At 60.9% G+C, this 26,240-nt stretch carries 36 protein-coding genes; 21 read left to right on the forward strand and 15 right to left on the reverse strand.

Annotated elements, in window-relative coordinates:
- The first annotated feature begins 68 nt into the window (after window positions 1-68).
- From ABMA59_RS06085 to ABMA59_RS06115, 7 genes are all read left to right on the forward strand, one after another.
- A complete protein-coding gene (locus ABMA59_RS06085) occupies window positions 69-698 on the forward strand; it encodes a hypothetical protein (protein WP_349004411.1) in 630 nt (209 codons plus the stop codon).
- Window positions 698-1,354 (forward strand): helix-turn-helix domain-containing protein, encoded by a 657-nt coding sequence (locus ABMA59_RS06090; protein WP_349004412.1) that lies wholly within the window; start codon window positions 698-700, stop codon window positions 1,352-1,354. Before ABMA59_RS06085 ends, ABMA59_RS06090 begins: the two co-directional genes overlap by 1 nt.
- A 10-nt stretch (window positions 1,355-1,364) precedes the next feature.
- The gene (locus ABMA59_RS06095; protein ID WP_349004413.1) at window positions 1,365-1,814 is read left to right on the forward strand and encodes a hypothetical protein; all 450 of its coding nucleotides are present in this window, start codon (window positions 1,365-1,367) and stop codon (window positions 1,812-1,814) included.
- A 113-nt stretch (window positions 1,815-1,927) separates the two neighbouring features.
- Window positions 1,928-2,176: a hypothetical protein gene (locus tag ABMA59_RS06100; protein ID WP_349004414.1), complete on the forward strand. Its 249-nt coding sequence runs from the start codon at window positions 1,928-1,930 to the stop codon at window positions 2,174-2,176.
- On the forward strand, window positions 2,173-2,412 hold the full coding sequence (locus ABMA59_RS06105) for a hypothetical protein (protein ID WP_349004415.1): 240 nt from the start codon (window positions 2,173-2,175) through the stop codon (window positions 2,410-2,412). Before ABMA59_RS06100 ends, ABMA59_RS06105 begins: the two co-directional genes overlap by 4 nt.
- A 5-nt stretch (window positions 2,413-2,417) precedes the next feature.
- Entirely contained in the window at window positions 2,418-3,509 is a 1,092-nt protein-coding gene (locus tag ABMA59_RS06110) for a tyrosine-type recombinase/integrase (RefSeq protein ID WP_349004416.1), read from the forward strand.
- A 98-nt stretch (window positions 3,510-3,607) separates the two neighbouring features.
- The gene (locus ABMA59_RS06115) at window positions 3,608-3,856 is read left to right on the forward strand and encodes a DUF1344 domain-containing protein (protein WP_349004417.1); all 249 of its coding nucleotides are present in this window, start codon (window positions 3,608-3,610) and stop codon (window positions 3,854-3,856) included.
- 12 nt (window positions 3,857-3,868) lie between these two features.
- Here the strand turns inward: ABMA59_RS06115 and ABMA59_RS06120 are convergent, their stop codons facing one another.
- From ABMA59_RS06120 to ABMA59_RS06140, 5 genes are all read right to left on the reverse strand, one after another.
- A complete protein-coding gene (locus ABMA59_RS06120; RefSeq protein WP_349004418.1) occupies window positions 3,869-4,456 on the reverse strand; it encodes a histidine phosphatase family protein in 588 nt (195 codons plus the stop codon).
- A 37-nt stretch (window positions 4,457-4,493) separates the two neighbouring features.
- Window positions 4,494-5,312, reverse strand: coding sequence for an enoyl-ACP reductase FabI (gene fabI, locus ABMA59_RS06125; protein ID WP_349004419.1), 819 nt, complete (start codon window positions 5,310-5,312; stop codon window positions 4,494-4,496).
- A gap of 223 nt (window positions 5,313-5,535) precedes the next feature.
- Complete coding sequence (locus tag ABMA59_RS06130; protein ID WP_349004420.1) at window positions 5,536-6,438, reverse strand: hypothetical protein; 903 nt, start codon at window positions 6,436-6,438, stop codon at window positions 5,536-5,538.
- A 713-nt stretch (window positions 6,439-7,151) separates the two neighbouring features.
- Window positions 7,152-8,078 carry a DnaJ C-terminal domain-containing protein gene (locus ABMA59_RS06135; RefSeq protein WP_349004421.1) on the reverse strand — a complete coding sequence of 309 codons (927 nt, stop codon included), beginning with the start codon at window positions 8,076-8,078 and terminating at the stop codon, window positions 7,152-7,154.
- A gap of 101 nt (window positions 8,079-8,179) precedes the next feature.
- Window positions 8,180-8,551, reverse strand: coding sequence for an RT0821/Lpp0805 family surface protein (locus ABMA59_RS06140; RefSeq protein WP_349004422.1), 372 nt, complete (start codon window positions 8,549-8,551; stop codon window positions 8,180-8,182).
- Window positions 8,552-8,802: 251 nt separating this feature from the next.
- On the opposite strand from ABMA59_RS06140, the gene ABMA59_RS06145 reads away from it, so the two are divergent.
- Entirely contained in the window at window positions 8,803-8,967 is a 165-nt protein-coding gene (locus tag ABMA59_RS06145) for a hypothetical protein (RefSeq protein WP_349004423.1), read from the forward strand.
- Window positions 8,968-9,506: 539 nt separating this feature from the next.
- Here ABMA59_RS06145 and ABMA59_RS06150 read toward each other — a convergent pair.
- Entirely contained in the window at window positions 9,507-9,812 is a 306-nt protein-coding gene (locus ABMA59_RS06150; RefSeq protein ID WP_349004424.1) for a hypothetical protein, read from the reverse strand.
- 86 nt (window positions 9,813-9,898) lie between these two features.
- On the opposite strand from ABMA59_RS06150, the gene ABMA59_RS06155 reads away from it, so the two are divergent.
- The 5 genes from ABMA59_RS06155 (at window position 9,899) to ABMA59_RS06175 (ending at window position 12,655) form a co-directional block, all read left to right on the forward strand.
- The gene (locus tag ABMA59_RS06155; protein ID WP_349004425.1) at window positions 9,899-10,120 is read left to right on the forward strand and encodes a hypothetical protein; all 222 of its coding nucleotides are present in this window, start codon (window positions 9,899-9,901) and stop codon (window positions 10,118-10,120) included.
- Window positions 10,089-10,514, forward strand: coding sequence for a hypothetical protein (locus ABMA59_RS06160; RefSeq protein WP_349004426.1), 426 nt, complete (start codon window positions 10,089-10,091; stop codon window positions 10,512-10,514). The genes ABMA59_RS06155 and ABMA59_RS06160 overlap by 32 nt, the downstream gene beginning before the upstream one ends.
- Before the next feature lie 66 nt (window positions 10,515-10,580).
- A complete protein-coding gene (locus ABMA59_RS06165; protein WP_349004427.1) occupies window positions 10,581-11,294 on the forward strand; it encodes an SOS response-associated peptidase in 714 nt (237 codons plus the stop codon).
- Window positions 11,291-11,533 (forward strand): hypothetical protein, encoded by a 243-nt coding sequence (locus tag ABMA59_RS06170; protein WP_349004428.1) that lies wholly within the window; start codon window positions 11,291-11,293, stop codon window positions 11,531-11,533. The genes ABMA59_RS06165 and ABMA59_RS06170 overlap by 4 nt, the downstream gene beginning before the upstream one ends.
- Window positions 11,534-11,656: 123 nt before the next feature.
- Window positions 11,657-12,655 (forward strand): hypothetical protein, encoded by a 999-nt coding sequence (locus tag ABMA59_RS06175; RefSeq protein ID WP_349004429.1) that lies wholly within the window; start codon window positions 11,657-11,659, stop codon window positions 12,653-12,655.
- A gap of 16 nt (window positions 12,656-12,671) precedes the next feature.
- On the opposite strand, the gene ABMA59_RS06180 is transcribed toward ABMA59_RS06175, so the two are convergent.
- Window positions 12,672-13,556 carry an ATP-dependent DNA ligase gene (locus ABMA59_RS06180; RefSeq protein WP_349004430.1) on the reverse strand — a complete coding sequence of 295 codons (885 nt, stop codon included), beginning with the start codon at window positions 13,554-13,556 and terminating at the stop codon, window positions 12,672-12,674.
- Between the two features lie 89 nt (window positions 13,557-13,645).
- Between ABMA59_RS06180 and ABMA59_RS37535 the strand changes: the two genes are divergently transcribed.
- Complete coding sequence (locus ABMA59_RS37535) at window positions 13,646-13,951, forward strand: BstA C-terminal domain-containing protein (RefSeq protein ID WP_484534584.1); 306 nt, start codon at window positions 13,646-13,648, stop codon at window positions 13,949-13,951.
- Window positions 13,952-14,067: 116 nt separating this feature from the next.
- A complete protein-coding gene (locus ABMA59_RS06185; protein ID WP_349004431.1) occupies window positions 14,068-14,310 on the forward strand; it encodes a DUF6894 family protein in 243 nt (80 codons plus the stop codon).
- On the opposite strand, the gene ABMA59_RS06190 is transcribed toward ABMA59_RS06185, so the two are convergent.
- On the reverse strand, window positions 14,307-14,522 hold the full coding sequence (locus tag ABMA59_RS06190) for a hypothetical protein (protein ID WP_349004432.1): 216 nt from the start codon (window positions 14,520-14,522) through the stop codon (window positions 14,307-14,309). The two genes, ABMA59_RS06185 and ABMA59_RS06190, sit on opposite strands and share 4 nt — an antisense overlap.
- 1,139 nt (window positions 14,523-15,661) lie before the next feature.
- Between ABMA59_RS06190 and ABMA59_RS06195 the strand changes: the two genes are divergently transcribed.
- Window positions 15,662-17,722 (forward strand): asparagine synthase-related protein, encoded by a 2,061-nt coding sequence (locus ABMA59_RS06195; RefSeq protein WP_349004433.1) that lies wholly within the window; start codon window positions 15,662-15,664, stop codon window positions 17,720-17,722.
- A 109-nt stretch (window positions 17,723-17,831) separates the two neighbouring features.
- Here the strand turns inward: ABMA59_RS06195 and ABMA59_RS06200 are convergent, their stop codons facing one another.
- Genes ABMA59_RS06200 through ABMA59_RS06215 form a run of 4 tightly spaced genes read right to left on the reverse strand, consistent with a single transcriptional unit; the run spans window position 17,832 to window position 19,495 of the window.
- Window positions 17,832-18,092 (reverse strand): hypothetical protein, encoded by a 261-nt coding sequence (locus ABMA59_RS06200; RefSeq protein WP_349004434.1) that lies wholly within the window; start codon window positions 18,090-18,092, stop codon window positions 17,832-17,834.
- Between the two features lie 45 nt (window positions 18,093-18,137).
- Complete coding sequence (locus ABMA59_RS06205) at window positions 18,138-18,482, reverse strand: DUF1515 family protein (protein WP_349004435.1); 345 nt, start codon at window positions 18,480-18,482, stop codon at window positions 18,138-18,140.
- A gap of 12 nt (window positions 18,483-18,494) precedes the next feature.
- The gene (locus ABMA59_RS06210) at window positions 18,495-18,773 is read right to left on the reverse strand and encodes a hypothetical protein (RefSeq protein WP_349004436.1); all 279 of its coding nucleotides are present in this window, start codon (window positions 18,771-18,773) and stop codon (window positions 18,495-18,497) included.
- 11 nt (window positions 18,774-18,784) lie between these two features.
- The gene (locus tag ABMA59_RS06215; protein ID WP_349004437.1) at window positions 18,785-19,495 is read right to left on the reverse strand and encodes an NlpC/P60 family protein; all 711 of its coding nucleotides are present in this window, start codon (window positions 19,493-19,495) and stop codon (window positions 18,785-18,787) included.
- A gap of 101 nt (window positions 19,496-19,596) precedes the next feature.
- Between ABMA59_RS06215 and ABMA59_RS06220 the strand changes: the two genes are divergently transcribed.
- Entirely contained in the window at window positions 19,597-20,736 is a 1,140-nt protein-coding gene (locus tag ABMA59_RS06220; protein WP_349004438.1) for a tetratricopeptide repeat protein, read from the forward strand.
- Complete coding sequence (locus ABMA59_RS06225) at window positions 20,717-20,932, forward strand: hypothetical protein (RefSeq protein WP_349004439.1); 216 nt, start codon at window positions 20,717-20,719, stop codon at window positions 20,930-20,932. The genes ABMA59_RS06220 and ABMA59_RS06225 overlap by 20 nt, the downstream gene beginning before the upstream one ends.
- 32 nt (window positions 20,933-20,964) lie before the next feature.
- Here the strand turns inward: ABMA59_RS06225 and ABMA59_RS06230 are convergent, their stop codons facing one another.
- The 3 genes from ABMA59_RS06230 to ABMA59_RS06240 are packed head-to-tail and all read right to left on the reverse strand — an operon-like array spanning window position 20,965 to window position 24,344.
- Window positions 20,965-21,339: a hypothetical protein gene (locus tag ABMA59_RS06230; protein WP_349004440.1), complete on the reverse strand. Its 375-nt coding sequence runs from the start codon at window positions 21,337-21,339 to the stop codon at window positions 20,965-20,967.
- A 9-nt stretch (window positions 21,340-21,348) separates the two neighbouring features.
- Window positions 21,349-22,179, reverse strand: coding sequence for a hypothetical protein (locus tag ABMA59_RS06235; RefSeq protein ID WP_349004441.1), 831 nt, complete (start codon window positions 22,177-22,179; stop codon window positions 21,349-21,351).
- Window positions 22,180-22,181: 2 nt separating this feature from the next.
- The gene (locus tag ABMA59_RS06240) at window positions 22,182-24,344 is read right to left on the reverse strand and encodes a hypothetical protein (RefSeq protein WP_349004442.1); all 2,163 of its coding nucleotides are present in this window, start codon (window positions 24,342-24,344) and stop codon (window positions 22,182-22,184) included.
- 194 nt (window positions 24,345-24,538) lie between these two features.
- On the opposite strand from ABMA59_RS06240, the gene ABMA59_RS06245 reads away from it, so the two are divergent.
- From ABMA59_RS06245 to ABMA59_RS06255, 3 genes are all read left to right on the forward strand, one after another.
- A complete protein-coding gene (locus tag ABMA59_RS06245) occupies window positions 24,539-24,772 on the forward strand; it encodes a single stranded DNA-binding domain-containing protein (RefSeq protein ID WP_349004443.1) in 234 nt (77 codons plus the stop codon).
- A 103-nt stretch (window positions 24,773-24,875) separates the two neighbouring features.
- Window positions 24,876-25,214, forward strand: a complete 339-nt coding sequence (locus tag ABMA59_RS06250; RefSeq protein WP_349004444.1) for a hypothetical protein — start codon at window positions 24,876-24,878, stop codon at window positions 25,212-25,214.
- Window positions 25,215-25,267: 53 nt separating this feature from the next.
- The gene (locus ABMA59_RS06255) at window positions 25,268-26,236 is read left to right on the forward strand and encodes a DUF2303 family protein (RefSeq protein ID WP_349004445.1); all 969 of its coding nucleotides are present in this window, start codon (window positions 25,268-25,270) and stop codon (window positions 26,234-26,236) included.
- The last annotated feature ends 4 nt before the right edge of the window (window positions 26,237-26,240 follow it).

Raw genomic sequence — 26,240 nt, forward strand, 5'->3', positions numbered from 1 at the left:
GCTTTTTTCTTGGACTGAAATAGGCAATAAGCCTTCCCGCAATCCTTAAAAATAGCCGAACAAAATCCATGCCATATCTTAACGACACCATGCGGGTGGAGCTATCTCTACCCGTCCACATCATGCTGGCTGTTCTGCTGTCCGGTGCGAACTGCGCCGAGCCGTCGGCTACACCTGGTCCCGAAGGCATTCTCGAATGGACCAAAGCCTGGGAGCGTCACCATCAGAGGGTGGCCAGCGATGCGAAGTTTGCCAGGGACTATGAGATCTTCAAGCAGACCAAGGACTTGCTGCTCGAGGCCATGGCTGAGCCGCTGGTGGGTCTGTACCCCAAGAAGAAGGAATTCTCGCTGCTGCGCCGCATCGAGCGGATCCATCACGAGATCATCCAGCCGTATCTAAAGACCGAAAGTCCTGATCCGCGGAAGATAGGCATCATTGCCTTTTATCTGCTCCAGCACCTGGTCGACACCGAGATGCTGGTCGTTCCTCCGGATTGTGCCTTCGGCCGAGCTCTCGAGGTCATGCTGCCGGCATTGTCCCCCTGGGAGGGGAGCACTGAAGCCGAGGTCGCTGATTACGATCGACTCAACCACTCCGCACGCAAGCAGGTACGTAAGCTCCTGCACCATCTTCAAAATGAGGGGTATTATCTAGGAATACCTCTTCCCGATTATCAAGAAAAGGTGGCTGCATAATGCTGCTCGAGAACCTTTCCCGTGAGCAGCTGATCGAGCACATCGACGATCTCCAGAGCCAGGTGGACAATCTCACCGAGGCTATGGCCTTCGACGACATTCCTCAGCTGCAGATGGCTTTCGGTCTCAGCACACTCGAGGCGAAGCTCCTCAATTTGCTGTCCGATGGTCGAACCAGGAACAGGGACCAGATCCTAGGCGCTCTCTACTACGACAAGATGAGGACGCCGCCGGATCCCAAGACCGTCGAGGTCTACGCCCATCGGGTTCGCCAGAAGACAGCCCGGTTCGGTATCCAGATCACCACGACTTATGGCGCCGGCTACACGCTGTCAGATCCTCGAGGCTGTATCTCTGAAGCCAGAGCCGGCAAGCAGATCACCGACGTCTCAGGCATCCTGGTTCCCCTGAAGACCAGGACCAAGAACGCCATCTACGGCGAGAACCAGAAGCTCATGATGGATTTCCTTCATGAGCGTGCCGACCTGATCGGACAGGCATCCTTCACCTCGAGAGAGGCCAAGGAAGTCACCAAAATCAACCGCAATATGTGGGACCTCCTGGATCAGCTGACCAATTGTGGCGCTATCAAGGTCCTCATTCGCCCGACCAAGGGCGGCTACCAAAACACCAACTGGCACGTCCAGCTCCTCTGAAGGAACGATCATGCAACACGTCACCCAGATACAGCTCTTCGGGGCGCTGCTGGCCTATGAGAAAGCCCTCGAGCGCAATCCACACGACAAGCCGGCTGCCATGAAAGCAGCTCTCTGGACCGCCCTGGGTGACGCTGATGCGTCCACCGGCGATGATCCCTGCATCCATGAGCGTCTGGCTCGTCTCGAGGCCAACAGCCATCCGCCGGTCAACATCAAGCCCCTGGTTCTGGAAACGCTCCAGGAGCTAGGCATCATCTCAGAAACCCCGGATATACTCACCACCAGACGGTGGCCGAACCATAGCCGTCACATCCCTTCGATTCATCTCAGTGAAGATGAAGTCCAAGACATTATCCAAGGTCGAGTAAAATCTTCCTCGGACGTGATCTGGCCGTCGGCCGACTATGTGGCCCGAAACCCAAACGGTGGCTTCGACGGCCCGACCGCAGCCGAGTGATGCAAGTCCTCGGTCTGGTTCGAGACACCGTCATCCGAACAACCCTCATCCTCGCCTCGATCTGGGGCATGTGGCAGCTGATCTTTCAGGTCGGCGCCTACTAGGAGATTCCCATGAGCGGACCTAGCTCCCGTTACACGCTCTACGGTCACAAGGGCTTCAAGCGTGGGCATGTGATCGCCAGTCTTTCCGTCTCCAGTCACGGCGAAGCCCGCATTCTTCAATCCATGCTCGATCGCGAAATGCGTGAGCGAGCTGGCAAGCCTGAAGAAGCCATTCTCGCCGACTGGTTCAACCACCTCGAAAACACTCGCCGCCAAGCCGTCAAGGAAAAGTGGATCGGCTGGGAGGATCCACTATGAAAGACCCTGACACGCTTTACCAGCTCCGAAAGGAGCAGGAAGACATTCCGCCGGCGAGCCGCAAGCTCGATCTCACTCAGCGCCAAATAAAGGCTCTCTGCAAGGGAGCCAAGGAAGCTGGCTATACGCCTGTGATCCAGGTGGGTAATATGCTCGTCCGCCTGGTTCCCGAAGAGCTTGCCATTCCCCCGATGCCTGGCCGCTTCGTCGAGAACGATGACGACTTCAAGCTGTAAAAGCCATGCCCCGTCCACGTCCTGTAAACCTCATCCGCGAAGTCAGCCGGCACGGTAAGGTGCGTTGGTATTTTCGCAAGAAGGGCAAGGGCCAGAAACGTATCCGGCTGCCCGACACATACGGCACCAAGGAATTCTGGGAAGCCTATAACGCTGCCCTCGAAGGCCGTGCCGTCGTCAACAAGATCGGTCCTCAGACTGGTTCTCTCGAGTGGCTGGTTCGCAAATATAAGACCGGCTCTCATTTCCTGGGCATGGCGGAAAGCTCTCGCCGATCCAGGGACAGTATCTACCAACGGGTCTGTGAGCAAGCTGGCCATGTCCAGTACGTCCGCATCACCAAAAAGAAGATGCTCGAGGCGATGAATGACCGAGCAGCTAAGCCTCATGCTGCCAACAATTTCCTGGTGGCCATGAATGTCCTGTTCACCTGGGCGGTAAAGAACGACCTGCTCGAGAAAAATCCTTGCGAAGGGGTCGATCCGATGAACGCCAAGATAAAGGGTCATCACACCTGGTCCCTGGAAGAGGTCGATCAATATCGGGCCAAACACCCGACCGGCACCAAGGCCAGGCTTGCCCTGGACCTTCTGCTGTTCACCGGGCTGCGCCGTTCCGATCTCATCGTGCTCGGCCGTCAGCATGTCAAAAACGAGGTCCTGACGATCAAGAACCTGAAGACCGGAGCCGAGGTTTCGATCCCGATCTTCCCCGAGCTACGGACGTCAATAGACGCTACGCCGACCGGAGACATGATCTTCCTGACCAACAAAAAGGGTCAGCCTTATGACAATGGGAACACCTTCTTTGGCTGGTTCGCCCGTCAGGTGAAGGCTGCCGGACTGCCGGCACATTGTTCGCCACACGGTCTTCGCAAAGCTGGTGCTACGATAGCCGCCAACGAAGGAGCAACCACTCACCAGCTCATGGCAATGTTCGGATGGACCCGTCTAGCAACCGCGGAAGTCTACACCAAAGCAGCCGATCGAGCCCGTCTGGCGAGGGTCGCCGCAGAACAGATCGCCAACAAAATCGGCCGCACCCAGGAAAAAAGTGCGGCCCAAAATTCGAAAAACTCAACGAAAACAAGGCCCTAGACAAAACGCAATAGTTTTGACACATTCACCCTGTTTCTGGTCTCCTGAATCGGGGGAAGATCCGCGCCAAGCGGATGCTAATAAAGAAGAGGATCGACATGCGTACCCTGATCGGCGCCCTTTGCGTTGCCATTCTCACGACCGTCGCGGCGTACGCCGCCGAGGCCGAAGGCAAGATCAAATCGATCGACGCGGACAACCAGACGATCACGCTGGACGACGGGAAATCCTACAAGCTGCCGGGCGAATTCGACATGGATTCGATCCAGCCCGGCATGGAGGTGCTGCTCGCCTATGACGAGATCGGCGGGCAGAACCTGATCACCGACATGCAACTGCCGGAATAGCGCGGACGGGCCTCAGAGCCAGTCCAGCCTGCCGTCTTCCAGGCGCAAGACACGATCCTGAAAGATTTCGAGCGTCGCGGCGCGTTTCGGCGCCGTGTCCTCCAGGATGCGAAAAATCGTGCGCATGACGCCGCCATGGGTGACGCAGACGGTGGGCCGGTCTACCGCGTCGAGCCAGGGGCGGATGCGGTCGAGCAGCATCTGGTAACTTTCGGCGCCCTCGCCCGGGGGGACGAAGTTCCACTTGTCGCGCTTGCGCGCCAGGGTGACGCCCGGCTCGGCCGCTTCGAGTTCGAGGAAGGTAAATCCCTGCCAGTCGCCGAAACTGACCTCGACGAGGCGCGGATCGGTGCGATAGCCGCCGGGCGCGAGGGCCATGGCGATGCGGACGCGCTCCATGGTCTCGCGGGTGCGGCGCATCGGGCTGGCGACGAAATCGAAATCCGAGGGATGGCCTATCAGTTCGCGCAGTTTGGCGCCGTTGCGGTCGGCCTGCCGGCGCCCGGTCTCGGTGATGTCGTTCTCGGCCTGCCCCTGAAGACGCCCTTCGGCGTTCCAGGCGGTCTGTCCGTGCCGGACGAAATAGATCAGCGGATGCATGCCGGAAGCCCCAAAGCCGGCGACCGGCAGCCGCCGGTCACTCCTTGACGACGCTGATGTCGGGGGCGTCGACCGCCTTCATGCCGACGACGTGATAGCCGGAATCGACATGGTGCACCTCGCCGGTGACGCTGCGCGACAGGTCGGAGAGGAAATAGAGGCCGGAATCGCCGACTTCCTCGGGCGTCACGGTGCGCTTCAGCGGCGCGTTGTATTCGTTCCACTTCAAGATGTAGCGGAAATCGCCGATGCCCGACGCCGCGAGCGTCTTGATCGGTCCGGCGGAAATGGCGTTGACGCGAATGTTCTTGCCGCCGAGATCGACGGCGAGATACCGCACGCTGGCCTCAAGCGCGGCCTTGGCGACGCCCATGACGTTGTAATGCGGCATCACCTTTTCGGCGCCGTAATAGGTCAGCGTCAGCAGCGAGCCGCCATCCGGCATCAGCGCCTCGGCACGCTTGGCGACGTCGGTGAAGGAGAACACCGAAATCTCCATGGTGCGGCTGAAATTGGCGCGGCTGGTGTCGACGTAGCGCCCGTCAAGCTCTTCCTTGTCGGAGAAGGCGATGGCATGGACGACGAAGTCGATCTTGCCCCAGAGCTTTGCGACCGCTTCGAATACGGCGTCGAGCGTTGCCGCATCGGTCACGTCGCAATGGCCGACCACTTCCGCGCCAAGCTCCTGCGCCAGCGGCTCGACACGCTTCTTGAAGGCGTCGCCCTGATAGGTCAGCGCGATCTCGGCGCCCTGATCGGCGCAGGCTTTTGCAATGCCGTAGGCGATCGAGCGATTGTTGGCGACGCCCATGATGAGCCCGCGCTTGCCCGCCATCAGACCCTGTCCACCCGCCATCGAAGCACCTCCGAAATGGTTCTCGTCCGCCCTATCGCATAGGCTTTTCACGCCTTCAAGCCGGATGGGGCGGCGGCGCGGCAATCGGTGGAACCCGTGACCGGAGCGATGGGGGAAACAGGAATGAGAAACGGCATCGCAGTGGCCATACTTTCTCGGCGCCGGACCGCGGAAAAATCCGCCGGCCATTGATTCGTCGGTTTGCGGTGCAGTGGCGTGGCCGTCATGACGTGTCGGGCGCTTCCAGGGCGTAGACAGCCAGCGCGTGGGCGTGGGCAAGGATCTCGTCGACCTCGCGGATGTTGCGAGGATTGGTCGCCGATGGATCGTAGCGCGACAGCCGGCCGCCGGGCGGACGTCCGCGCCGCAGCGGCGAGAGGCGTCGGCCGGAGACCGGGCCCCGTGCGATCGCGGCGTCGCGCCGTGCCTTCCAGCGGGCGAAACGTTTTGCCTGTCCCGGCAGGTCTTCGAGCGCGGCGGTGAGCGCGGCAAGGCGCTGGCCAAGCCTTGCGGCGTTGATCGGGTCGTCCGGCGACGGAGGGGGAGGCAGCGGGCGGTACGTCGCGTTGAAATCGAGGCCCAATATGCGCGGGGCGGCGTGCGCGGGAACAGGGCGGCGGGGGATGTGGAACAGACGCCGCGGCGGATCGAGCAGCGATAGGCTCCAGGTGCGCAGGGTGACCTTTGCCCGCTTCTTCGGTCCCTTTGGCAGGAAGGCGCGGGGACCTCGCAGCATCGCGGGCTTCGGTTTGCGCGGGCGTAGCGGCGGAAGCTTTACCACGAGGCCGAGCGCCGCTGCGATGATCAGCCGCCGCGCGGCGGCTTCCGCCGGACGCAACAGCCGCAGGATGGCGAGATAGAGATGGCGGGGGAGGGTAAGTGCCGGGGACAGTTTACTTTTTTCCGCCTGCGCTAGCCTTGAAGCGGCTTCGCCTTTCCGCGGAAAGAAAGTAAACTGTCCCCCAGGGCCTACGCCCCCAGCGCCAAGGCTTCCAGCGCCAACATCCCCAGTGCCAACGCCCCCGGCGCCCGGCCTCGCAGCGCCCATCCCGGCCATGGCGACGAGCATGACGAGGATGCGCTTCAAGGCTTCCAGGTTTCGTTCGATTGCCCAGGTCCCATCCATCGCCGCCCGCCTCCAGCGCAGGCATCGCGATTATCGCTTGGATCGAACGAGCGGGGATGAGTGCCATGAAAATAACGCTGTCCGAGCGATTGCAAAGATGTCGGCGGAAGAAAGATTCGGTACGATTTTGCTTTCGTTTTCAGCGCGATGCCGAGACCGGCTCATCTTGACGGTTTGCGCCGCCCCTCATCCGCCTGCCGGCACCTTCTCCCCGCAAAAACGGGGAGAAGGTGCCGGTTTCGCCAATCTCCCACGTGGACGATTGGCGAAATCAGAGCAAACAGATTGTCTCTCCTCATTACGGCAGGGCTATCGCATGTGAGCAGTTATCCGCTCCGATCCGGCTTCGCCGGTTCGTACCGGCATCACCCCCTCACCGGCCCTTCGGGCCACCTCTCCCCCTGCCAGGGGAGAGGATAGCCGGCCGCAAGGTGAGCGCCAATCGCCGGCGCTGCGTATCCTCTCCCCCGGGCAGGGGGAGAGGTGGCCCGAAGGGCCGGTGAGGGGGTGATGCCTCCGCGTCTCGCCGCAGGCGAGATGGGGAGGATCGTTGTCAAAGTAAATCCATATGCGATTGCCCTGCCGTTTACGGGGAGAGCTGCCCGGCAGGCAGTGAGGGTCGGCGCGGACGGTCGACACGAATACGCGGATATCCGTATCCTTCCAAGAAACTTCGAGATCTCGCGATCGGCCTGGAAGCAAGGCGAAAATCGTCAGCCCCGGCGCTTGCGCGCCAGCGCCTCCAGCTCGGGGTCCGGCGTGTCGGGCAGCATGACCCGCAGGTGGACGTAGAGGTCGGCATGGCCGCCGGTCTTGACTGGCAGCCCCCTGCCCTTCAGCCGCAGCACCTTGTCGGAACTCGACCATGGCGGCACGGTGACCGCCACCTTGCCGGTCGGCGTCTCGACGGCGACCTTTTCGCCGAGGATGGCGTCCTCGAGCGGCACGGGCTGGTCGACATGCAGGTCGCGGCCCTCGATGCGGTAGCGCGGGTGTTTTCGGATGTGGATCTTGACCAGCGCGTCGCCGGCGCCGCCCGGCCCCTGCTCGCCCTGGCCCTTCAGCCGGATCGTCTGGCCTTCCTCGACATAGGCCGGCAGTTTCACCGCCAGCTTGCGTCCGTCGGGGAAGATGGCGCTGACTTTCGCGGCCGACGCGAGTTCCTCGATGGTGACGTCGAGCGAGGCGTTCAAATCCTCCCCGGCCGGAGGCGAACGCATACCGCCTCGTCCGCCCGGAAAACCCTGGCCGCCGCCGGGAAAACCGCCCTGGCCGAAGATCTCGCTGAAAATATCGGCCGCGTCGCCGCCGCCGGTGCGGAACTCGAACCGCGAACCGCCCGGCCCCTGCTGGCCGCCACGCCGGAACGCAGCGAATGGATCGCCGCCGCCATGCGCCTCGAAACCCTGGAATTTTGGCTTGCCCTCGGCGTCGATCTCGCCACGGTCGTAAGCGCCACGGTTCTTGTCGTCGCCGACAATCTCATAGGCCTGGGTTGCCGCGTTGAAGCGCTCCTTGGCCTTCGGATCGTCGGGATTCTGATCCGGGTGGTATTTCTTGGCCAGTTTTCGATAGGCCGATTTGATGTCCTTGGCCGTCGCGGTCTTCGCAACGCCCAGCACCTCATAGGGATCGCGCATTCACACTGCCTGCGGCATGGGTTGATATTCGCCCCTTATATGCGGTGCACTAGGAACAAATTCCAGAGGGCGGAACGAAAGAAGGCACGCCGCTTTGCCGGTCAGGATGCGCCAAATCGCTCCATCCGCCAAGAGCCCGGTGCGACCATGCAGGCCTTCCCCCTGTAGAGCGCCACGCCGTCGAAACTTTCGCGCGAGGTGACGAACCGCCGGCAGAGCGTGCCGGAGCTTTTGTCCTCGACAAGGCTGCTGATGGCGCCGCGCGCGCCCGTATCGGCGTTGGCCCAGGGGATCGGCGCGCCCTTCAGCGATTCGACGTCGGCCGAGGAGACTGCGTTGCGGATTGTTGCCTCGTCGGAAACCTGTTCCGGGCTCACCGCGACCGCCGGCGTGTCGCCGACGGAGCCCGTGAGGATCGTCGGATCGGTCTCGGCCTTGGAAAGGCTGAAGCCGCCGGACGCGCATCCTGTCAAAACGAGCGACGCCAGAACGGCTGCGAGTAGGCCGGCGCGTGGCGCCGGACAACAATGAATGTCCGCTGAGGCTTGCGCGCCTCTCAACAATCGGCAATCTCCCCGCACTGCCAGACAGAATGGATGCGGAGAATGAGCCAGGACACGTTAAAAAGCGGTTCCTTTGCTATCGGCCATTTTCAATTGGTTAGAAGACGGGGTTCCAAAATAGGTTTCCGACCTGTTCCCGGTCTCCGTGGAAACCCAAAACGGTGCTGACGACCTTCCTCCTTGCCGTCTCCCTCTATGTCATCGAGGGCGACACCTTCGCCATGGACGGCCAGAGCATCCGCATCGCTAACATCGACGCGCCGGAGACGATGAAAGCGAAGTGCGATGCGGAGTTCCGGCTGGGCATGATCGCCAAGGCCGGCTGAAGGAATTACTCGGGGCGGGCCAGATTGTCGTGACGCCCGGGGACCCGCGCGACGGGCGCACGCGCGAATCGCTAAGGCCGGCTGCTGGCCGTGGTCAGCGCCGGCGGCGTCGATGTGGGCGAGGCGCTGATAGCCAAGCGCCTGGCGCGGCCGTGGACAGGACACCGCAAGCCGTGGTGTTAGAGGAGAATGGTCGATGAGCGTAGTATCTACATTCCTGTTGACTTGCAGCTAAGATGAACACGACGGCGACGGCGACGACCCTCCGCCGTTTATTGCTCAGTTGAATAGCTCATTATCGCCCCCAATGTCGTTCGCGCTCATGAACGATGCCATAGGCGGGAACCATGGACCGCAGATGATCATCTGCGGCTATTCGACCGGCAGCAAGACGCCCGATCAAGTTGTTCCAGCAGTCCTAGGATGGACTTGGCATTCTCCGAAAAATGTCGTGCTAGTCGTTCACTCAGAAACCTTCGCCGACGATGGGAGATTCCCCGCATATCTACCGCGTTGGCGATGCATGTCTGCAATAGCGATCAGTCCTCCCGCCACACCGGCACGCGATGGATCTTGATGGCCACGAGCCGGCGGATGCGCAAACCGACCGACTGCGAGCCGGTCGGCATGAACGCCGAAACGTCGAGACGGCCGTGCTTGCCGCCTTCGCAGGTCATGCGGTCCATCAGCGAATCGACGTCGACGTCGCCAAAAATCTGAATGAGATCGTCAGGGAAATAGTTGTGGGTGCGCTTGCAATAGCGGCAATGGACGCGCACGAGCTGACGGCCGCCCTGGTTGAGGCTCGATAGTGGAAAATCTTTGTGCCGATAGGGTGAAGGCATGGAGAACGAATTAGGAACAAATCCCTTGCCCGGTCAACGCCGAAGTGACATGCTCCACGGCGAAACCGGATGCGAGATACATGACAATGACCGCCAAGGCAGCGCCAGAGCGGAGCGGCGAAGCCGTGCCGCAGGAAGCCATAGACAATACCATCCATGAATTCGGCGACGCACGAGCCGCCATTGCGTGCCTGCTGGCGGAGATCGACCGCCTCGAACACGAGCTGGCGATGACGCGGCCGGTCGTGTCTCGCGGCTTCTCCCGCGGCTGGCATCATGACCGATGGGCGCACGATGGTCAGGCGTAACCGCACCATTCCCAGCGCGTTCAGCATCGACCGGGATTTCCCGCACCAAGTGGCGCTGCTCAGCGATCTCTGCGTCGACCGAAATTTCCGGCTGCTTTACGATTTCTGCGAAGCGCTCGGCGTCCCCTGGCATACGCGACACGTCACCGCCATCTGGCCCAACGGCAAGCATGAAAAACACAGACTACATTGTTTTGCCGAGGAAGCATCGGCCGCGGCGTTCAATATGCGTTTCGGGGGCATTTTGTTCGACCCCAAGCAAGACCGGCAGCGTGGCGTTTCCCAAGGTCCATGGCTTCGCAACGAACCCTGGCAGCGCGTCGTGCGTAGCGGGCCGCTGCTTGTGCCGCTGGCGTTAGTCGACGCCGAGGGGCCGCATTCCCGGCTGCCCTAAGTCCGGAGTTGACGCTTCGGATCGGTGTGGCGAGGATGCCGGGCAGGATGGACGGGGAACCTGCCGATGTGCGGACGCTTCACTCGCTTTCTTCCATGGTCGGAGGTTCACCGGCTTTACCGGCTCACGCTCGACTGGGAAAAGCAGCGCAACGACGAGCCTCGCTACAACGTCGCGCCGACGCAGAATGTTTTCTTCGTCACCTCCGGAGAGAATGGCAGCCATAGCCTGAAAGAGGGCCGGTGGTGGCTCGTGCCCTGGTGGGCGAAGGAAATGCCTAAGCAGGCAATGTTCAACGCGAGGATCGAGACCGTCGCCACCTCGGGCGCCTTCAAAGACGCGTACAAGTCGAAGCGATGCCTCATCCCCGCCGACGGCTTCTACGAATGGACGAAGAGCCCCGCCGATGGCGGCAAGGATCCGTGGTTCATCTCCATGCCCGGAACCGCGCCTTTCAGCTTCGCCGGGCTATGGGCGCACAATGACAAGCTGGATGTGACGAGCTGCACGATTATCACCGAGCAAGCGGCCAATCCGATGTCGGAATTGCACGACCGCCAGCCCGTGATCCTCGACCCGGCCTATTACGACGCCTGGCTTGATCCTTCGACCCCGGAAGGCGATCTGAAGGATGTCCTTGCCCACGACATCGACGGCGCCTTGCAGTTCCACCGCGTCAGCCGCGACGTGAACGCCTCGACCAAGGACAAGCAACGGAACGATCTTCCCCACATGATCGAACGGATCGACCTCGCATCAGAGCCACTCAACCCGCTATGACCGGCCGTGTCGACCCGCCGAAACGCATGCATGATTATCCCGACCGCGACATCGACTGTCAGCAGGCACTCGAGCGCGAGGTTCAGGAACTCATCGCGCGAGCCCAGGCCGCCGGCTGGACGTTCGAGGATGTCGGTCCGGCCGTCGGATCTCTGTTATGGGCGCACGGCCGCGCGATGGATGAGGTCGCCGTCATGGAAACCCAACTCGCCTTTTGGCGCGCCAGTGCGCGGCGTTGATGCGCCGATATCTCAGGTTGACACGTTTGATAAGGTGGAGTGGAGACAGTCGCTTACCGGGGGTGCGCTTAGCAAATCTGCCATGAGGCGGTTTATGTGCATGAAAATGTGAGGTCTCCGAACGTGAGTACAAAAGGTAGAGCGGAAAAGCGCGAATGGATGATTGGCGCTTTGGTCGCCGAGGTCATTCCCCCCGGAAAGTACGAGATCGAAAATGCGATAGTTACAATTTCGTATCCTGACCACATCACTTTAGCACATTTCTCGTTCCGCCTCCCGGTCGGGTACTACACAGTTTTTCAAGTTGCGTGGCCGGAGCAATCATCCAAGAGAAGCAGCGACGGGTCTAGTGTGGTACGTGCTATCGATTACATAAATGCTCTTGTTAATGACTTCAAACTTCCGAACGTTGGCCATCTATCACTTTTGAAATTGCGAACAATGGGACTGGGGGATGTTCTATTTTGGACCGAGATTGTAGACGGAAAGGCCGTCAATGGCCCCAATATCAGGGTTCCAAATGAAGCATGGGATCCTACAGCCGCTCGACCCTCTGCAAATTCTTTTCGACGACATTTAGAACGAGACGCCCCCCATCAAGTCGCGCGCCGCTTCGTGAAGTGTTTTGAACTACTCGAAGTCGGCTTTTATTCGGAGGTTGTGATTGTGGCTCACGCCATCCTCGATGACGTTGTTCAACAAATGCATCAATCTCAAATGAAAGAGCGCGGCCTGGACAAAACCGGTTCAACAGAGATCCTGAGAGGCATCAAAGAAAATCGCCTGACAATATACCTTGTCGCATTGCTTAAGCTTGTGTCGGGTCAATCGCTCGATGAGATGTGGGATCAAGGGGTGCCCGCGCTCAAATGGTTCAATAGACTAAGAAATGAAATTGCTCATGGTGGCCACTTGGCGGATAGATGGGAGGCCTCGGCTGCCGTATTCGTCTCGATCAAAATAATAGGGCTCCTCAACCTAGCTGGGTTGGTTCCGCACATATTTACAAAGGCGATCTTGCGCAGTGCAGCCGCAGGCTTCGGTCCAAATCCTCCTGTGTGGGCACCGATAGGCCTCAACAAGATCAAGGAAGATCCCGTCTTCAAGGGAGCGTACGACTAGGATGCCGAACGGTCACTCATCCGTCATCCTCGTGCAGCGATGCGGCTTCGCCTTTCAGCGTGCCCTCGCGAAAGCTCTTCACCGTGGCGTGGCGCAGCTTGTCCTCGCCTTTGAGGAATTTCACTCGGGCGACGAGGCCAGGCTTGATCCATTCGGCTTTCTCGGCGGCCATGCCTTTCGGTGGCGTCGCGCCGGCCTTGGCCTGCACCCGATCCCACAGCCGCTGGCGGATGCCCTGCGGCAAGGTGACGAAGGCGCCGCCGACATATTTTCCGGCCCGGTCGGCCATCAGCGCCATGGCCGGCTTGCCGCGCTCGCGCTGCACGCCGAGGATGGAGAAGTCGCCCTCGTCGTAGCACTTGGCCTTGACCCAGGCCGTGGTGCGCCCGCTTTCGTAGGGCGAGCCCCGCCGCTTCGACACCATGCCTTCGAGGCCCTGCTTGTCTATGGCCCGGAACACCTGCTCTGGCGCGCCATCGATCGCCTCGGAAAATTGGTATACCCCGCCTGTGTCACTGTCTGCGATGAGATCGCCGAGAAGTGCACGGCGTTCCTCCAGCGCCATTCCTCGGAGATCGTGGCCGCTCAGATGCAAGATATCGAACGCCATGAAGATCAGCGGCCCAGGCTCTTTCATGATGGCGCTTCGCAGGGCTTTGAAACTGGGTCGCCCAAGTGCGTCGAGGACTATGATCTCGCCGTCTATGATGGCGTCGACGCAATCCAAACTCGATGCTGCGGCAACGAGCGGGGCATATTTATCGGACCAGTCAAAACCTCGGCGGGTGAAGATGCGTGACCGGTCGAACTCTTTCACCAGTTGCGAGCGATAGCCGTCCCATTTGACTTCGTGAATCCAGTCGCCACCCTCGGGAGCATCGTCAACGAGGGTTGGCAACATGGGCTCAATGAACGCGAGCCTGTCCCCGGTACGCTTTGGCACGACCAGGATTCTAGGCGCCGATTATAAACCGGCAACGGGAACGAAAAGTGATTCAATCCGGGACAATCCGCTCGTGGAAGAAGCACAATCTGGAGGTGCTGTACGGCGAACGACGGCAGTATGAGCATAACTATCCGCTCTATTTCCCACAAGCCCCGTCGAACCCACAGCCTGCCTATTGCTATCCAGATGATGCGCTGGGCGAGTTCCGGAAATGGGTCCGAACGGAATACCTCCCCAACTTCTTGCCTCAATACCTAAATGGGAAGGTCGCGCAGGGACATATTTCCGGGCCCAAAGCGGCACTCGCGATCAGCGCATTTAGTCCCCCGCGCCCCCTTCCGGTTCGCTGATTCGGACCCAATAGAACGCCCGCCGCTTCAAAGCGGCGGGCTTCGGCCTCGCGTGAGCCGCGCGCCGGAACCTCACCGCATCTCCGCAGTTTCTCCGCAATTCGGGAGAAGTGCGCATGCCACGCTACTATTTTGACGTGTTTGACGGGGAGTTCGTTGTCCGCGACGAGACGGGACTTAATGTCGATAGAGAGGAGGAGGTCGCCCAGCACGCGGTCGCAGCCCTCCCGGACATGGCTCACGATGAATTGCCGGATGGCAATGAACGGGACTTTTGGGTGAAGGTGCGAGACGAAGAAGGAACCTACATCTTTGCCGCCGACCTCAAATTCAAGGCGAGCTGGCTGAAGCGGCTTTAGCCGTCCTTCCACTTTACCGGGGCGGCAATCCGGATGAGCTCGTCCCGGTCCCTCACGCCGTTCTTATAGGCAAGGATGAGAGCTTGCGCGACCTCGTCTGCCTCTTCGCTGCTCTTATCGAGCCGGGAGGCATCGAGGATCGCATCGAAGCAATCCTGGAGGTTGTTCAAGTCCCACGGACTGAACCCCTCAACCCCCGTTCGGTTTCTCATACTGCCCTCATGCCGGAGCGTTCCAGCCCAGGCAAAACCTAATCTCTGGTGACAGTTCCGTCAAATGCCAAGCCCGCCAACCTGACAGGGGGTGACGGGCTTGGCACGCAGCTCTAGCTAGGCACCAGAAAGCGGCTGCGATATGCATCAACAGCGACCAGGGAAACCAGTTCCGTTGAAAGTTGAGGAAAGGCCCGCTGCACAGGGGTACGGGGGGCTTGGGTTGGCCAGCGGGCTGCGTTGCCTGAGGCGGAACGAATTACAAAACCGCCCTTAAATATTCAATCAGGATAGTAAAGGAACCGTTAGGGCCACCGATCGCCGAGGTTGACCGGCGATGCTCTCGCTTTCCGGAGCATGTCTCCCGACTCGATATATGCCATTTCAAGAAGGTGCGACAAAAACCGGAAGCGCTCTGCATCCGAGATTTCTCTCATCTCGCGAAGCAAACCATGGAGGTAGCGAAGTTTTTCGGTTTTTGACCTCTGATCCGGCGCCATGATCTTCCTCCGAGCGGCCCACCCAAAGGTCTAATCAGAAGCTCTGTACGGCAGTAGCGGTACTTTGGATCAAGCAATCCGCGTGGTTAAGCGTTCCTTGCGCCCGGACGCGGAACGCGCTTACGCACGCAGGGAGTCTAGGCGCGGCAAGGTCTGCGGCAACGGGAACGGATGGTGTCTGCGTACAGATTTATTCGGTGCGGCTCAACCCTCAGCCATCCAAGTTCGATTGAGCGGCGGAGGGTCGCAGCGCACATCAACCTCCACGTTAGTCCTTGTTTTCTGCCGCTTGGGCAGGTAAACGGCCCCAGTCAACCGCCGATTGCGGCCCAAACGAGGAGATGTGGAATGTGGATTCGGCTATCGGGCAGAGATTTGGAACCAATGCTTGTAGAGTTTTCAAACGTAACGCACATTACGTCACGGGCAGGCGGCGGCTCGACGTTATATTTTAAAAACGAAACAATCGACGCAAAAGGTGAGCGCAAACAACGTGCCCTTGCTGTCCGCGAGTCGGTACCGGAAATATCGAAGGCTCTAGGAGCCAACGAAGCGGTTCTCTCTTCTGGTCGTGTTGCTGCTACCAGGGTAAAGGTCGCAGGCGGTCGCGGCTAGTTAAACAAGACTGATTGACGAGTGATGCGGGCAAACAAAACTAGTTGGCTTGAAAAAATTGGGCTGTTGCGAGGCCGGCGCGAGGAGGAGATTGCTCCAGCGCAGGCACCAAAAACAGAATCCGAAACGCCCGCCGTAGCGGCCCCGGTGGAACATCCCGCAGTAGAGCCTTCGATGGATAGCGAACCTACGGCAGTAGTTCCACCTCCCCTCCCTGCAGATGCTGCAGCGGAAAGTGGGCCGCAGTTGGATTTACGCCTCCATCCGGTTGAAGCGATGGAGGTTGTGCAGGATGCACGCTCTCCGAACGATGCCGGGGAAATCCTGATCTATGGCGAACCCATCCACGCCGAACTGAAGAAGGTAATCCAAAGCTACGTTTCCGACTCACTGGAAACTTTCCTGGCGCATCAGGCCCGCCACGGTGTTGGCAGTTATTGCGTCGTCGACACGAGCAAGCCTGGCCGCTGCCGTATCGTGACCTCAACTGGATACTGCGGCGGTTACATCCGACAGACCGATAGTCAAGTTCTCGCCGGTACGACACTGATTTCGGTTCTCGCCGGCGCCGATTCGAAGATTGAGATGGACCCGTACGGGCTTTGCCTTTCGCTGAGCCATGCCCCCAAGGGTTCGTATCAGCAGTTACCATTCTCGACCCCATTCAGGGATGTGCGGCGCCTGCCGCCGGCCTCGGTGGTCGAGTTTGAAAACGGGAAGCTGACGACCTGTTATTCATACCTGACGACCGCTGCCCTTCTCCCGCCGCCCGCGTCGTTTGAAGCTGCGATGGAGGAGCTTTCTGAGTCGCTCGCCAGGCACTATGCGAGAACAAAGAAAAAGCCTGCCCTGATGCTCTCGGGCGGTGTCGACAGCCTCGTCATCTACCTTTCCCTGCGAGAGAAGATGGACCCGAAGGACATCCGGGTTTTTACGATCGAGACGTCGAGAGAGCACTCGCTGGCGAATGGTGAATATCGAGCCTTCCCGATTTCTCAGAATATTGGTTTCAATGTCAAATATATAGCCCACGACTCGCTGTCCTCGACCTCGGTCAACGACGAAATAAAGCGCATGATGGAGAACGACATTATAAGCTCGAAAGGGCCACATCTCGCTTTTATCGATAATAGAATGGGTAGATCGGATATAATTCATGGACAGAACATGGACGCCATGTTCAACGTGAATATGTTGCTTTTACAGGGAAATCTTGAGAAGGGTTATCTATCTAAAGGAAAAATGAATAGCCTGAAGAAGGCAGAGGAAGAAAAGCAACAATACCAATCTTTCATTGGCAATCTGCAATTTTCAGACGTTTATTTGAACGATCCTGCTTTCCAGCGAGACACAATTGAATTCTTTGCGAAGCTTCATAAGAGAATGATGTCTGATACGGAGCCTGGTGGCGCCGGAATAGTCCGTGGCATGATATCGAGCCAGTATCCCAACCTGCTCGTGCGGCCCAATTATCCGGTGAACCAACTAAGCCAAACCGAGTATCTGGATCGAGAGGTCGATCTTTTTCACGATCATGTCGGCGATGTTTCACCGCGACTCGCTGTCGACCTGGTCCGTTATCACACATACAGCCATCTATCGAACAAGCGAATTTCCACCATGCCGCTCCCCGACGGCAGCCGGACGCTGTTCGTTGCTATGTCAGGACCGATCGTAAGTTACCTCCTGGGCAAGAGCCGTGGGCTGTCGGTGGTGGGCCGACCGAAGAACGAGGTTTACGACCTTGCCGAAAAATTAGCTGGCAAGCCGTACAGCAAGTTGATGTCCACAAGTAAGGAATACCGGTCGCCCGGCGCCAACGTGGATATTGATGACGAGGAGGAAGACGACGACGCCATCGCTGACGACATGCTGCTGAAAGACAGCATGGATCTCATAAACCCGAAAACGTCGCGTGTTCTTGCAGCGATAAGCGAGATGGATGTTCGAGGGCACGTTTCGTCAGTCTATCATGAGACGGTCGCGTCGTGCCGGCCGGGAGACAGCGGATTCACACGCTTCTCGCAGTCCAGGGCCCGGTACCTGTTGAACTTGGAGCTGCTGCTGCGACAAGCCGCTTCATAGGAGCCGCGCCGATGGCGGCAACGGAAACGTAAGTTTATTCGCTGGTTCCAGACGCAAAAGCCCCGCCGGCCGGAGCCAGCGGGGCGCTTAATTTTCGTCACAAAGTCGATCAGTCGGCCTTCGCCGCCTTCTCGAACGTCATCTCATAGACCTCGCCGACCTCGAACTGGTCGATCGCGCCGGGAGCGGTGATGGTGATCGAAAGCTCGCCAGATGGCGTGTATTTCGACCAGTCCTTGTTGCCCTCGGCCAAACCCTTGAGATAGCTGCCGAACGCCGCCGCCATCTTGACCTGCACGTTGACATCGCCCGGGCTGCTGGTGGCGCGGTGATTGATCTCGGTAACATAGAACATTGCTCGGACCGTCATCGGTCTTCTCCTTCAGAAATGCCCGGTGCCGCCGGGCGCGGATTTTCACGGGCTGGTGATCGCGGCGACGATCTTGCCCCAATAGGCGGTGACGATGGAGGCGATGGAGGCCGCCGCGATGCCGGTGACGCCGAGCGCGCCGATGCCCATCAGCTTCCAGCGCTTCACGTCGTCGGTCACCGGCTTCATCTCGGCGACGTCTTCCTTGACCACCGCCATGTCGACCTTGACCGCCGACACGTCGCCGACCAGCTCATCCATGCGCCGGTGGACGCCTGAGCGATGGTCAATGGCGCGAAACTCCGACGCCTGGAAATCGCGCCGCAGGCCCGCCACCTCGGCGCGCAGGCTGCCGATCGCCTCGGAAATGTCGTCAAGCTTGGTGGTCATCCCCCCGAAGCCTCAGTCTTCGCGCTTCGGCGGCTCGGCGGTCACCTGTACCGGCAGGCTCACCGTCGCGCTGCCGGACACGCCGGCATTGGTGGTTTGTTTGCCGATCAGGAAGCCGAACGCCGTGCCGGCCATACCGGCCAGCGTAACCATCCATGTCTGGTCGAAGGTGACTGGCTGCGCAGTCCAGACCTGCACGACGAGCTGCACCGGCCCGACAGCGACCAGCGCAAGCACGACGAGGGCGGAAACGAGCACGCCGGCGCGCTCGCGATAAGTGCTGTTGTCCATGGAAGTCCCTTTCAAGCTTCGTTGGTGGAGACGGTCGCCTCGATCGCGCGCATCGGCAGCGCTTCGCTCGGCAGCGAATAGGTCATCGGCCAACGCAGCGGGCCGGATAGCCGCGTCTTGGCGATTTTGGTTATAATGACGGCGTTCGACTGGTTGCCGCCGAGCACATGGAAATAGCCGCTTTCGTGGCCGGCGATCATGCCGATGTGGCCGCCGCCCTCCCGCTGGAAGGCCGCGACCGCGCCGAGTGCCACGATGTCGATCGGTTGCCCGAACTCTCTCCAGTTCAGCGCCCAATAGGGATTGGCTGGCAGCGGCTCGCCGGGCAGCGTGACGGCAATCACGGTTTCCATGAAGTCGCCGCACCATGGCAGCACGGCCGGGTCGCCCAGCGTGTTGCCGTCGCTCTTCAGCCAGTCGCGTAGCGTCTTGTTGTTGAGCTTTTCATGCAGCCCGATCTTGGTGCGCGCAAGCGCCACCCAGGGAGGCACAAGCTCGTCGACAGCTACGCCGGGCTCCGGCGGCTTGTCCGCCGCCAGGCCAAGCGCGGCAAGCGTGATCGGCCCGACCGTTCCCGGATATTTCACCGGCAGATTCCTATCCGCCTGAAATTTCCGAATAGCGGCCATGGTTGCGCGGCCCGTGATGTTGTCGGCGCCGGTGCGCCCGACGTCATACCCACGCGCGATGAGAGCGCGCTGGATGTCAGCGACGGTGGTCATGGTAGATTTCCCTTTGGATGCCGTAGCGGCAGAGGCCGTTGTACAACTCAGCGTTTCGCGGTTATGACCACCAGCGAAACGATCATACGGAGTCCCCAGCGATGAAACTTGGCCCGATTGAGCACCCCCGATATCGCGTCATCCCCCGCGATTCGAAGAAGCTCGCCATTTTCTTTTCAGGGACAGGCGTCGAAGACCATCGGTTCCATTGGTGGAAGATGGGCCAGAGGATCGACGCCAGCATCATCTACGTCAACAACGGCCGCAACGAATGGTACATGCGCGGCATCCCCGGCATCGGTGACACTTACAAAGCCACCGTGGCCGGTTTCAAATCGTGGGCCAAAGCACTCGGCGCCAGCGACATCTACACCTGCGGTGGCTCAATGGGTGGGTCCGGCGCCCTGATCTACGGAGTGCCACTCGGTGCACGTGTCCTGGGAATGGGCTTCGAGACCCGACTCGATTATCCCTTTGGCAATGTAAAACGGCTCATGGTGCGCGATTTCGTCCCAGAGTTTACCGACTTCCGCCCACTTGTCGCCAAAGCCAAGCAGCGAATCATCGTCTATTCAGGCGAGAGCGAACCAGTCGACTTGATCTCGGCAGCCCATATCGCTGACCTGCCAATGGTGGAAACTGTCACCCTCCGCGGCGTCGGACACGGGCCACCCGCGCATCTGCGCAATCGAGGACGGCTTGACCCACTTTTCGACGCTTTCATGAATGACGAGCCGATTCCGCCCGTCCCGAACGCGGGAAGCGGCTTAACGCCTGGGTTTCCCGAGAGCTTGTACAGCGCGTACTGCGCCGAGCGCGGAAAGCGTTGGCGCGACTTGGAGCGGTGGTCGCTCAAGGCACTTAGCCTATACCCAACGGCCGAATTTGCCATGATGTACCTCGGCAAGTCGCTCCTAATGCGGGATCACCCGAAGGAGGCGATAGAGGTATTGCAAAAGGCGTTGGAACAAAACCGCAATTCGCGCGAGACCCGCTTCCTACTCGGGACCGCCAAGGAGAAGTCGGGCGACCTAGTGGGCGCAGTCGAGGTCCACAAGGGTATTTTGGCCAACTGGCCAACATTCGGCCTGTCCCACTACTCTCTCGGTCGAATCTACGCCGAGAAGCGAAGCTTTCGCGCAGCAATCAAATGTCTGGAGCGAGCGGTGCAGTTCGATCCTACGAGGTCCGCATTCAAGACCAAACTCGATCAACTACGTGGTGCCAAGGGATCTCTCTGACATCCGTGCCGTAATCGAGCGAGGTGATATTGACAACGATGCGATGGCGAGGCGGCTGGCCGCTGCTGCTACGCTGTTCATTTCCGACGTCAATATCGCAGAGCGGCTGCGCGACGAGTTGACCGAAGCCATCGACGAACCGAAAGCGGCTTTCAAAATATTGGACAGGATCGAAGCTGCCAGCGATAGAGATTGATAGCGCCGCGCCAACGGGGTTGCTCCGCCCCGTCAATTGCGTGCGGCGTTCTGCGCGATAAGGATCGCGGCGCGGTCTCGGCCGAAATGCTCCCAGCCCCAAATATGCGCCTTGGCCGCGTCGTCTGCACGACCCTCGGCAGCATAGAGCGCAACGGCCGCAGCCGCGTCTGCGAGCGCCAATTCCTTCGTCTCCGACCCGCACACATCGTAAATGGCGTCGGCACCGGCCAGATCATCGGCAAGGGCGGTGAACCGCGGGCCGGTGGTGTGGCCTGCGGCGACGGCGGCCAGATCTCCAGCCACATCGGTGACACGGGCCAACCATGCGGGCCGCGCGAAACGCGCCAGTCCCCACTCCGCGTCGTTCAGGAGAAAGGAGCAAAAGCGAACATCCTGATGGTTCATGGCAATCTCCTATGGTGTGACCGACAACAGCGTAACGCCCTGTTCGCCGGCGAGCACTTCGCATTCGGCCTTGAGCGTGGCAAGGTCATTGACGCTCGGAACCTCGTCGACACGGATGACGAAACTGACCTTCTTGGTGACGGTCGGCGTGTAGTTGGCGCCCGTGGTGATGCGGCCGAACAGGGCAAAAGCCTGCTGGCCCTCCCTGCGGCCGCCGGACAGCGCCATAGGGCCGGGGTTCGGCGTCGAGCCGTCGCCGGACAGGTTCTTGCCAACCAGTTCCGTGCTGGTCGCGCCGTACCACAGCCGCCACTTGGAGAGATCGTTGGGATTGGTGCCGATGGTTGCGGTCACCGGCGTGTTCGGCGCGCCAACAGCGAAGTCGATGACGCGGGCCCGGCCGTTGGCCCAGTCGGAAAACTCCATGCCGAAGCCGCCGCCATTGCTGTTGTTGTAGTCGCCGGCGATAAGCGCCCGGTCATTGGAGGTCAGGCCGATCGTCGAGTCCGTGGTGCAGGCCAGCGAAAACAGCGCGCCGCCCGAAGCGCCCCAAGGCGGCAGCCGGGTCACCAGCGGCTTGCCGTTCTGCGCAAGCACATAATTAGGGAAGAAGGTCGGGACGCCGTTGATCCAGTTGCGATCCTCGGCGGTGTTCGACGCGTTCGGGGCCCAGTTCCAGGAGCAGCGGTCGCCGGCCTCCTGGTCGCTTTCGCCCGGGAAGGCGCCGAAGAACCAGGCCCCAGACGCCTTGTCCTTCATCACATCGAGGATGAGCCAGCCCATGTCCGCCCACGCCAGCGGCGGCGCATAGACCTGGAATTTGCCTTGTGCGATGGACATGTTCAGACCCCCAGCGGAACCATGGTGAAGCTTTTGATGGCGAGCGGATTGCCCCAGTCGTAATCACCGACCCAGCCGGGGATATCCTCGATGTAGCGGCCGAAACCGTTGGTTCGGGGATCGTCGACATAACCGTTGCCGGGCACGCCGGAATTGTAGGCAACGTTGCCGTACTGGATCTGATTGCGGTCGAAGGGCAGCTTGATCGGTATGTCGGGCAGCATGCCGTCGCGGAAATTGGTAAAGCCGAGATATTCGCCGCCGTCGTTGCGGCCGGTCTGCCCGTTGTTGAAACCGGCGATGTCGGAGGCGCATGTACCTTCGATCAGTGTGTATTCCGGCCCTGGAACGACATTGATCGAGGTGACGGTATTGAGCGCGCCGGCATTGCTCTTGAATGAAACGCCGCGATGTTTAGCCATGGTCGGCGTCACGCCCCACGGCATCGGCGCCTCGTGCAGGCCGGGATATTTAGACACAACCGGGATCATGAAGCGGTTGCCGACATAAAACCCGTTCGCCAACGGCTCGGGAATGAAATGTGGCACGCCGCGGTCGCTGATCTCGTGTTCGGCAATACCGTCGCGCACCGCCAGGATGACGGCGCCCGCCAGCGAATGGTGCGGGTCGCCCGCGCCGGGATGCCCTCCCCCGACATTTTTGAAGTTCGGGCATTCGTAGTCCTGGCTTGTCATGAACACCCAGCGCGAAGCGCCGGAAATATCGTTGCCCATGGCAGCCTGCTGGTCGGCCGCGACATTGAGCAACGTCGCATAAGGCCCGCCGACCTGCCGCTCGAGTACGGCGAAGGGCGCCGTCTGGCCGAAGGCAAGGCCAAGCTTGGCCATAAAGGTCGAATACCAGGCCGAGCGGATGGCGATGTAATTGGCCGTGCCGGCGCCGCCATTAGTACCGTTGTCGGCCTCGCCATGCTTGATCGGCACGCTCTCGACGCCGCGCGTGCCGATCGCCGCCGGAAAGACGTAGGATGGGTCGATATGGCTCGGCGAAGCCAGCGCCGCCAGCACCACGTCGATATAGCTCAGCGAGCGGGCGGCGCCGTCGCCGGCGAAGACATCGGCCGCCAGCCCGTCGGTCTTGGACCAACTCCCGGCAATCTCCATCAGCGCGGGGTCGGCGGCATAGGGTATGCCGAGCCACGCGCATTGCAGGGCGCGGCGGATGAAAGGCCGCAGCACGCCGCACCATTCGCCGCGCGCATTCACCGGATAGTCGCCGCGCGCATATTCGTCCGGCGTGACGATGCGGTCGACATTGGTGCCGTGGGTCATGTTCGAGCGGATGTCGTGGAACACCCTCGAATTGCCGTCATAGGTCAGGAACGTGTCGCCGGTCATCAGGCATCGGCCGTCGCGCGAGATCGTCACCGCATTGGCCTTCAGCCCGAGCAGGGCGATACGCGCCAGCGTCGCATAGGTCCGTGCGTTGTCCGACGCCGCGTCCTTAGACTGTCCGCCATGTGGTGCGACCCGCACGCCCGCCGTCATGCGCAGCAGCGGCGAAAGGTCCTGCCCCATCTTGCGTGCGCGCTCGGCATTCGCGAGCGACTGCGCATAATCGTACTGGGTTTTTGAGAACAGCGAGCCGCCGGAGCCTGACGCCTGCGCCGGTACCTTCATCGGATCGACCGGCCCGCCGGCTAGGAACACCAGCTTGCCGCCGCGTGACTTCATCGCCAGCATCGGCTTTTCGCCGGCTGCTACGCCGATGATGTTCATTTCCCAGTTTGGTGTGCTCAGGGTGCCGTCGCGCTGCACGCGGGAACCGCCGCTGCCGAGCGGATAGGCACGCCCACCTGGGCTTTTGAGCACGGGCTGGGTGATGCCTGCCAGCGTCATCAGATCGATGTCGACAGCCGGCGCCAGCGCCTCGTAGGCGGCGAGCGATGGATGCTGCAGGTTCTGCGCGACGGCGGACCCCGCGACATTCTTGTAGACCGACGCCACCACCATGCCGCCATTGATGCCGATGACCAGGAAGAACTGGCCATTCGTCGTCGCAGCCAGTCCGGCCGCTGTATCGGCATAGATGACACTCGCGACCGCCGCCTCGGCCTGTTGGCGGGCGAGCTGCGTGGCGGCCTTATCCGCCGCCACCGCCGCCGCATTGGTGGCGACCGCTCCGGCGAGGCCTGTGACCTGCACCCGATCGTCCGCCACGGCCGCGCGGTCGGCGGCGGTGGCGGCGCGGTTCGCGTCGCTCTCGGCGACGAACTCTTCCTCGGTACCGGTGTATCCGAACTCAACGGCCAGCTCGTAAAGCGACTTGCCGTAAATCGTCTTGCCGAGATCCTCCCACTGCCCGACGATTTTCCGGAACAGGCGCCCGTCCGAGGTGCATGCTCTGCACCCGCACCTGGGAGGACCAAGCCGGCCAGAAGCGCTACGCGACCGAGGTCGTGCTGAAGGAGTTCAACGGCGAACTAAAGCTGCTGCCGCAAGGCAACGGAACACGCCAGCCGGCCGGCGGCCCGGATGACTACGGCTCCGCCAGCGGCGGGTCGTCCCGCCAGGATCGCGAACCATCATCCCCGTCACGTCACAACGACCTTGACGATGAAATCCCCTTCTAAGCCCGCGACCGCGGGCCGGCGTTAGCCGCCCCGTCCGGAGGCCAGCCCGCCAGCGCCTTCGGTCCCGGTTCCTCCAACTGGCGGGCGAAACGGCCGTGAGGACATGAAAAAGATCAGAGACGCGCAGACCATCATCGGCATGCTGGAAGGCGGCGAACTTGCCGCCGCGCTCGGCAGCGAGATCACCGATACGCTGGCCAAACTCAAGGAAATGTCGGGCAACCGGCCGAAGAACAAGGTCAAGGGCTCGGTCACCCTGAAGATCGGCTTCGAGGTCGACGCCGGCACGGTCGAGGTGTCCTGCGACATCGATTCCAAGCGACCGAAACCCGAGCGCGGCCGCTCCTTCTACTGGGTGCTCGACGACGGCTCGCTGTCCACGGAACACCCGCAGCAGACCGACATGTTCGCCGGCCCGCGCGCCGCCGACAGCCGCAACTGAACCGCCCCGCCGTCCGGCATGGGGCCGGCGGCCAATCCTGAAAGGTTTTTTCCATGGCAAAACTCGAACCGCAGGCGCCATCCGACCCGATCGCCTCGATCCCGCCCGGCGCCTTCGACATCAAGACCATCGCCGATCTGGCGTCGGAAGCCTCATCGATCGCCCTCGCGCCGCTGTTCGCGCCCGACGAAGCACTAGGCCTGCCCAAACATATCCCGGTAGCGTTCATCAACGGCAAGCAGCCGGAAGTGCGCAGCCTCGCGCAACTGTTCGAATATTATCGCCTGCACCCGGCCCGCAAGGCCGGCCAGGCCGAGGCGCTGACGCTCGAATCGTTCTTAGAACTCGCCAACCGCCACAAGACGGCGCACAGCGTCATCTTCGCCAACACCGATTGGACCAAGCCGGCGCTGACGGCGGTCATCGACTATCACGAGGCGAAGAGCGGCGGGCTGGCCGACAATTGCCGCCACCGCGTCCACTACGCCTACCCGCTCTCGGAAGAATGGAAGGAGTGGATCAAGCTGAACGGCGAGCCGATGAAGCAGGCCGAGTTCGCCTACTTCCTCGAGGATCGTGTTGCAGAACTGTCGGCGCCGACGGACCACGAGCGGGTGACGCTCGAACAGCAGTTCGCCACCAAGATCGCCACGCCGGCGCAGGTGGTCGAACTGTCGCGCGGGTTGAAGGTCAATGTCGACACCCGCGTCAAGACGGCTGTGACGCTGCAGAGTGGCGAGGGCCAGATCGCGTGGGAAGAGGCCCACAACGACGCCACCGGCCAGGCGCTGAAGGTGCCCGGCCTCTTCATGCTGTCGATCGCGCCTTTCTTCATGGGCGACAAGATCCGCTTGCCGGTGCGCCTCCGCTATCGCCCGGCCGGCGCGAACATCACCTGGTCCTATGCGCTTTACCGGCCCGACCTCGCCATCACCGAGCATGTGCGCCAGACCTTGTTCGAGGCGCGCGAAAAAACCGGCCTGCCCGTCTATGAGGGCAAGCCCGAAATCGGCCAGGGCTGAACGC

This window comes from Mesorhizobium yinganensis (genome assembly GCF_040081985.1).
GTDB classification, from domain to species: domain Bacteria; phylum Pseudomonadota; class Alphaproteobacteria; order Rhizobiales; family Rhizobiaceae; genus Kumtagia; species Kumtagia yinganensis.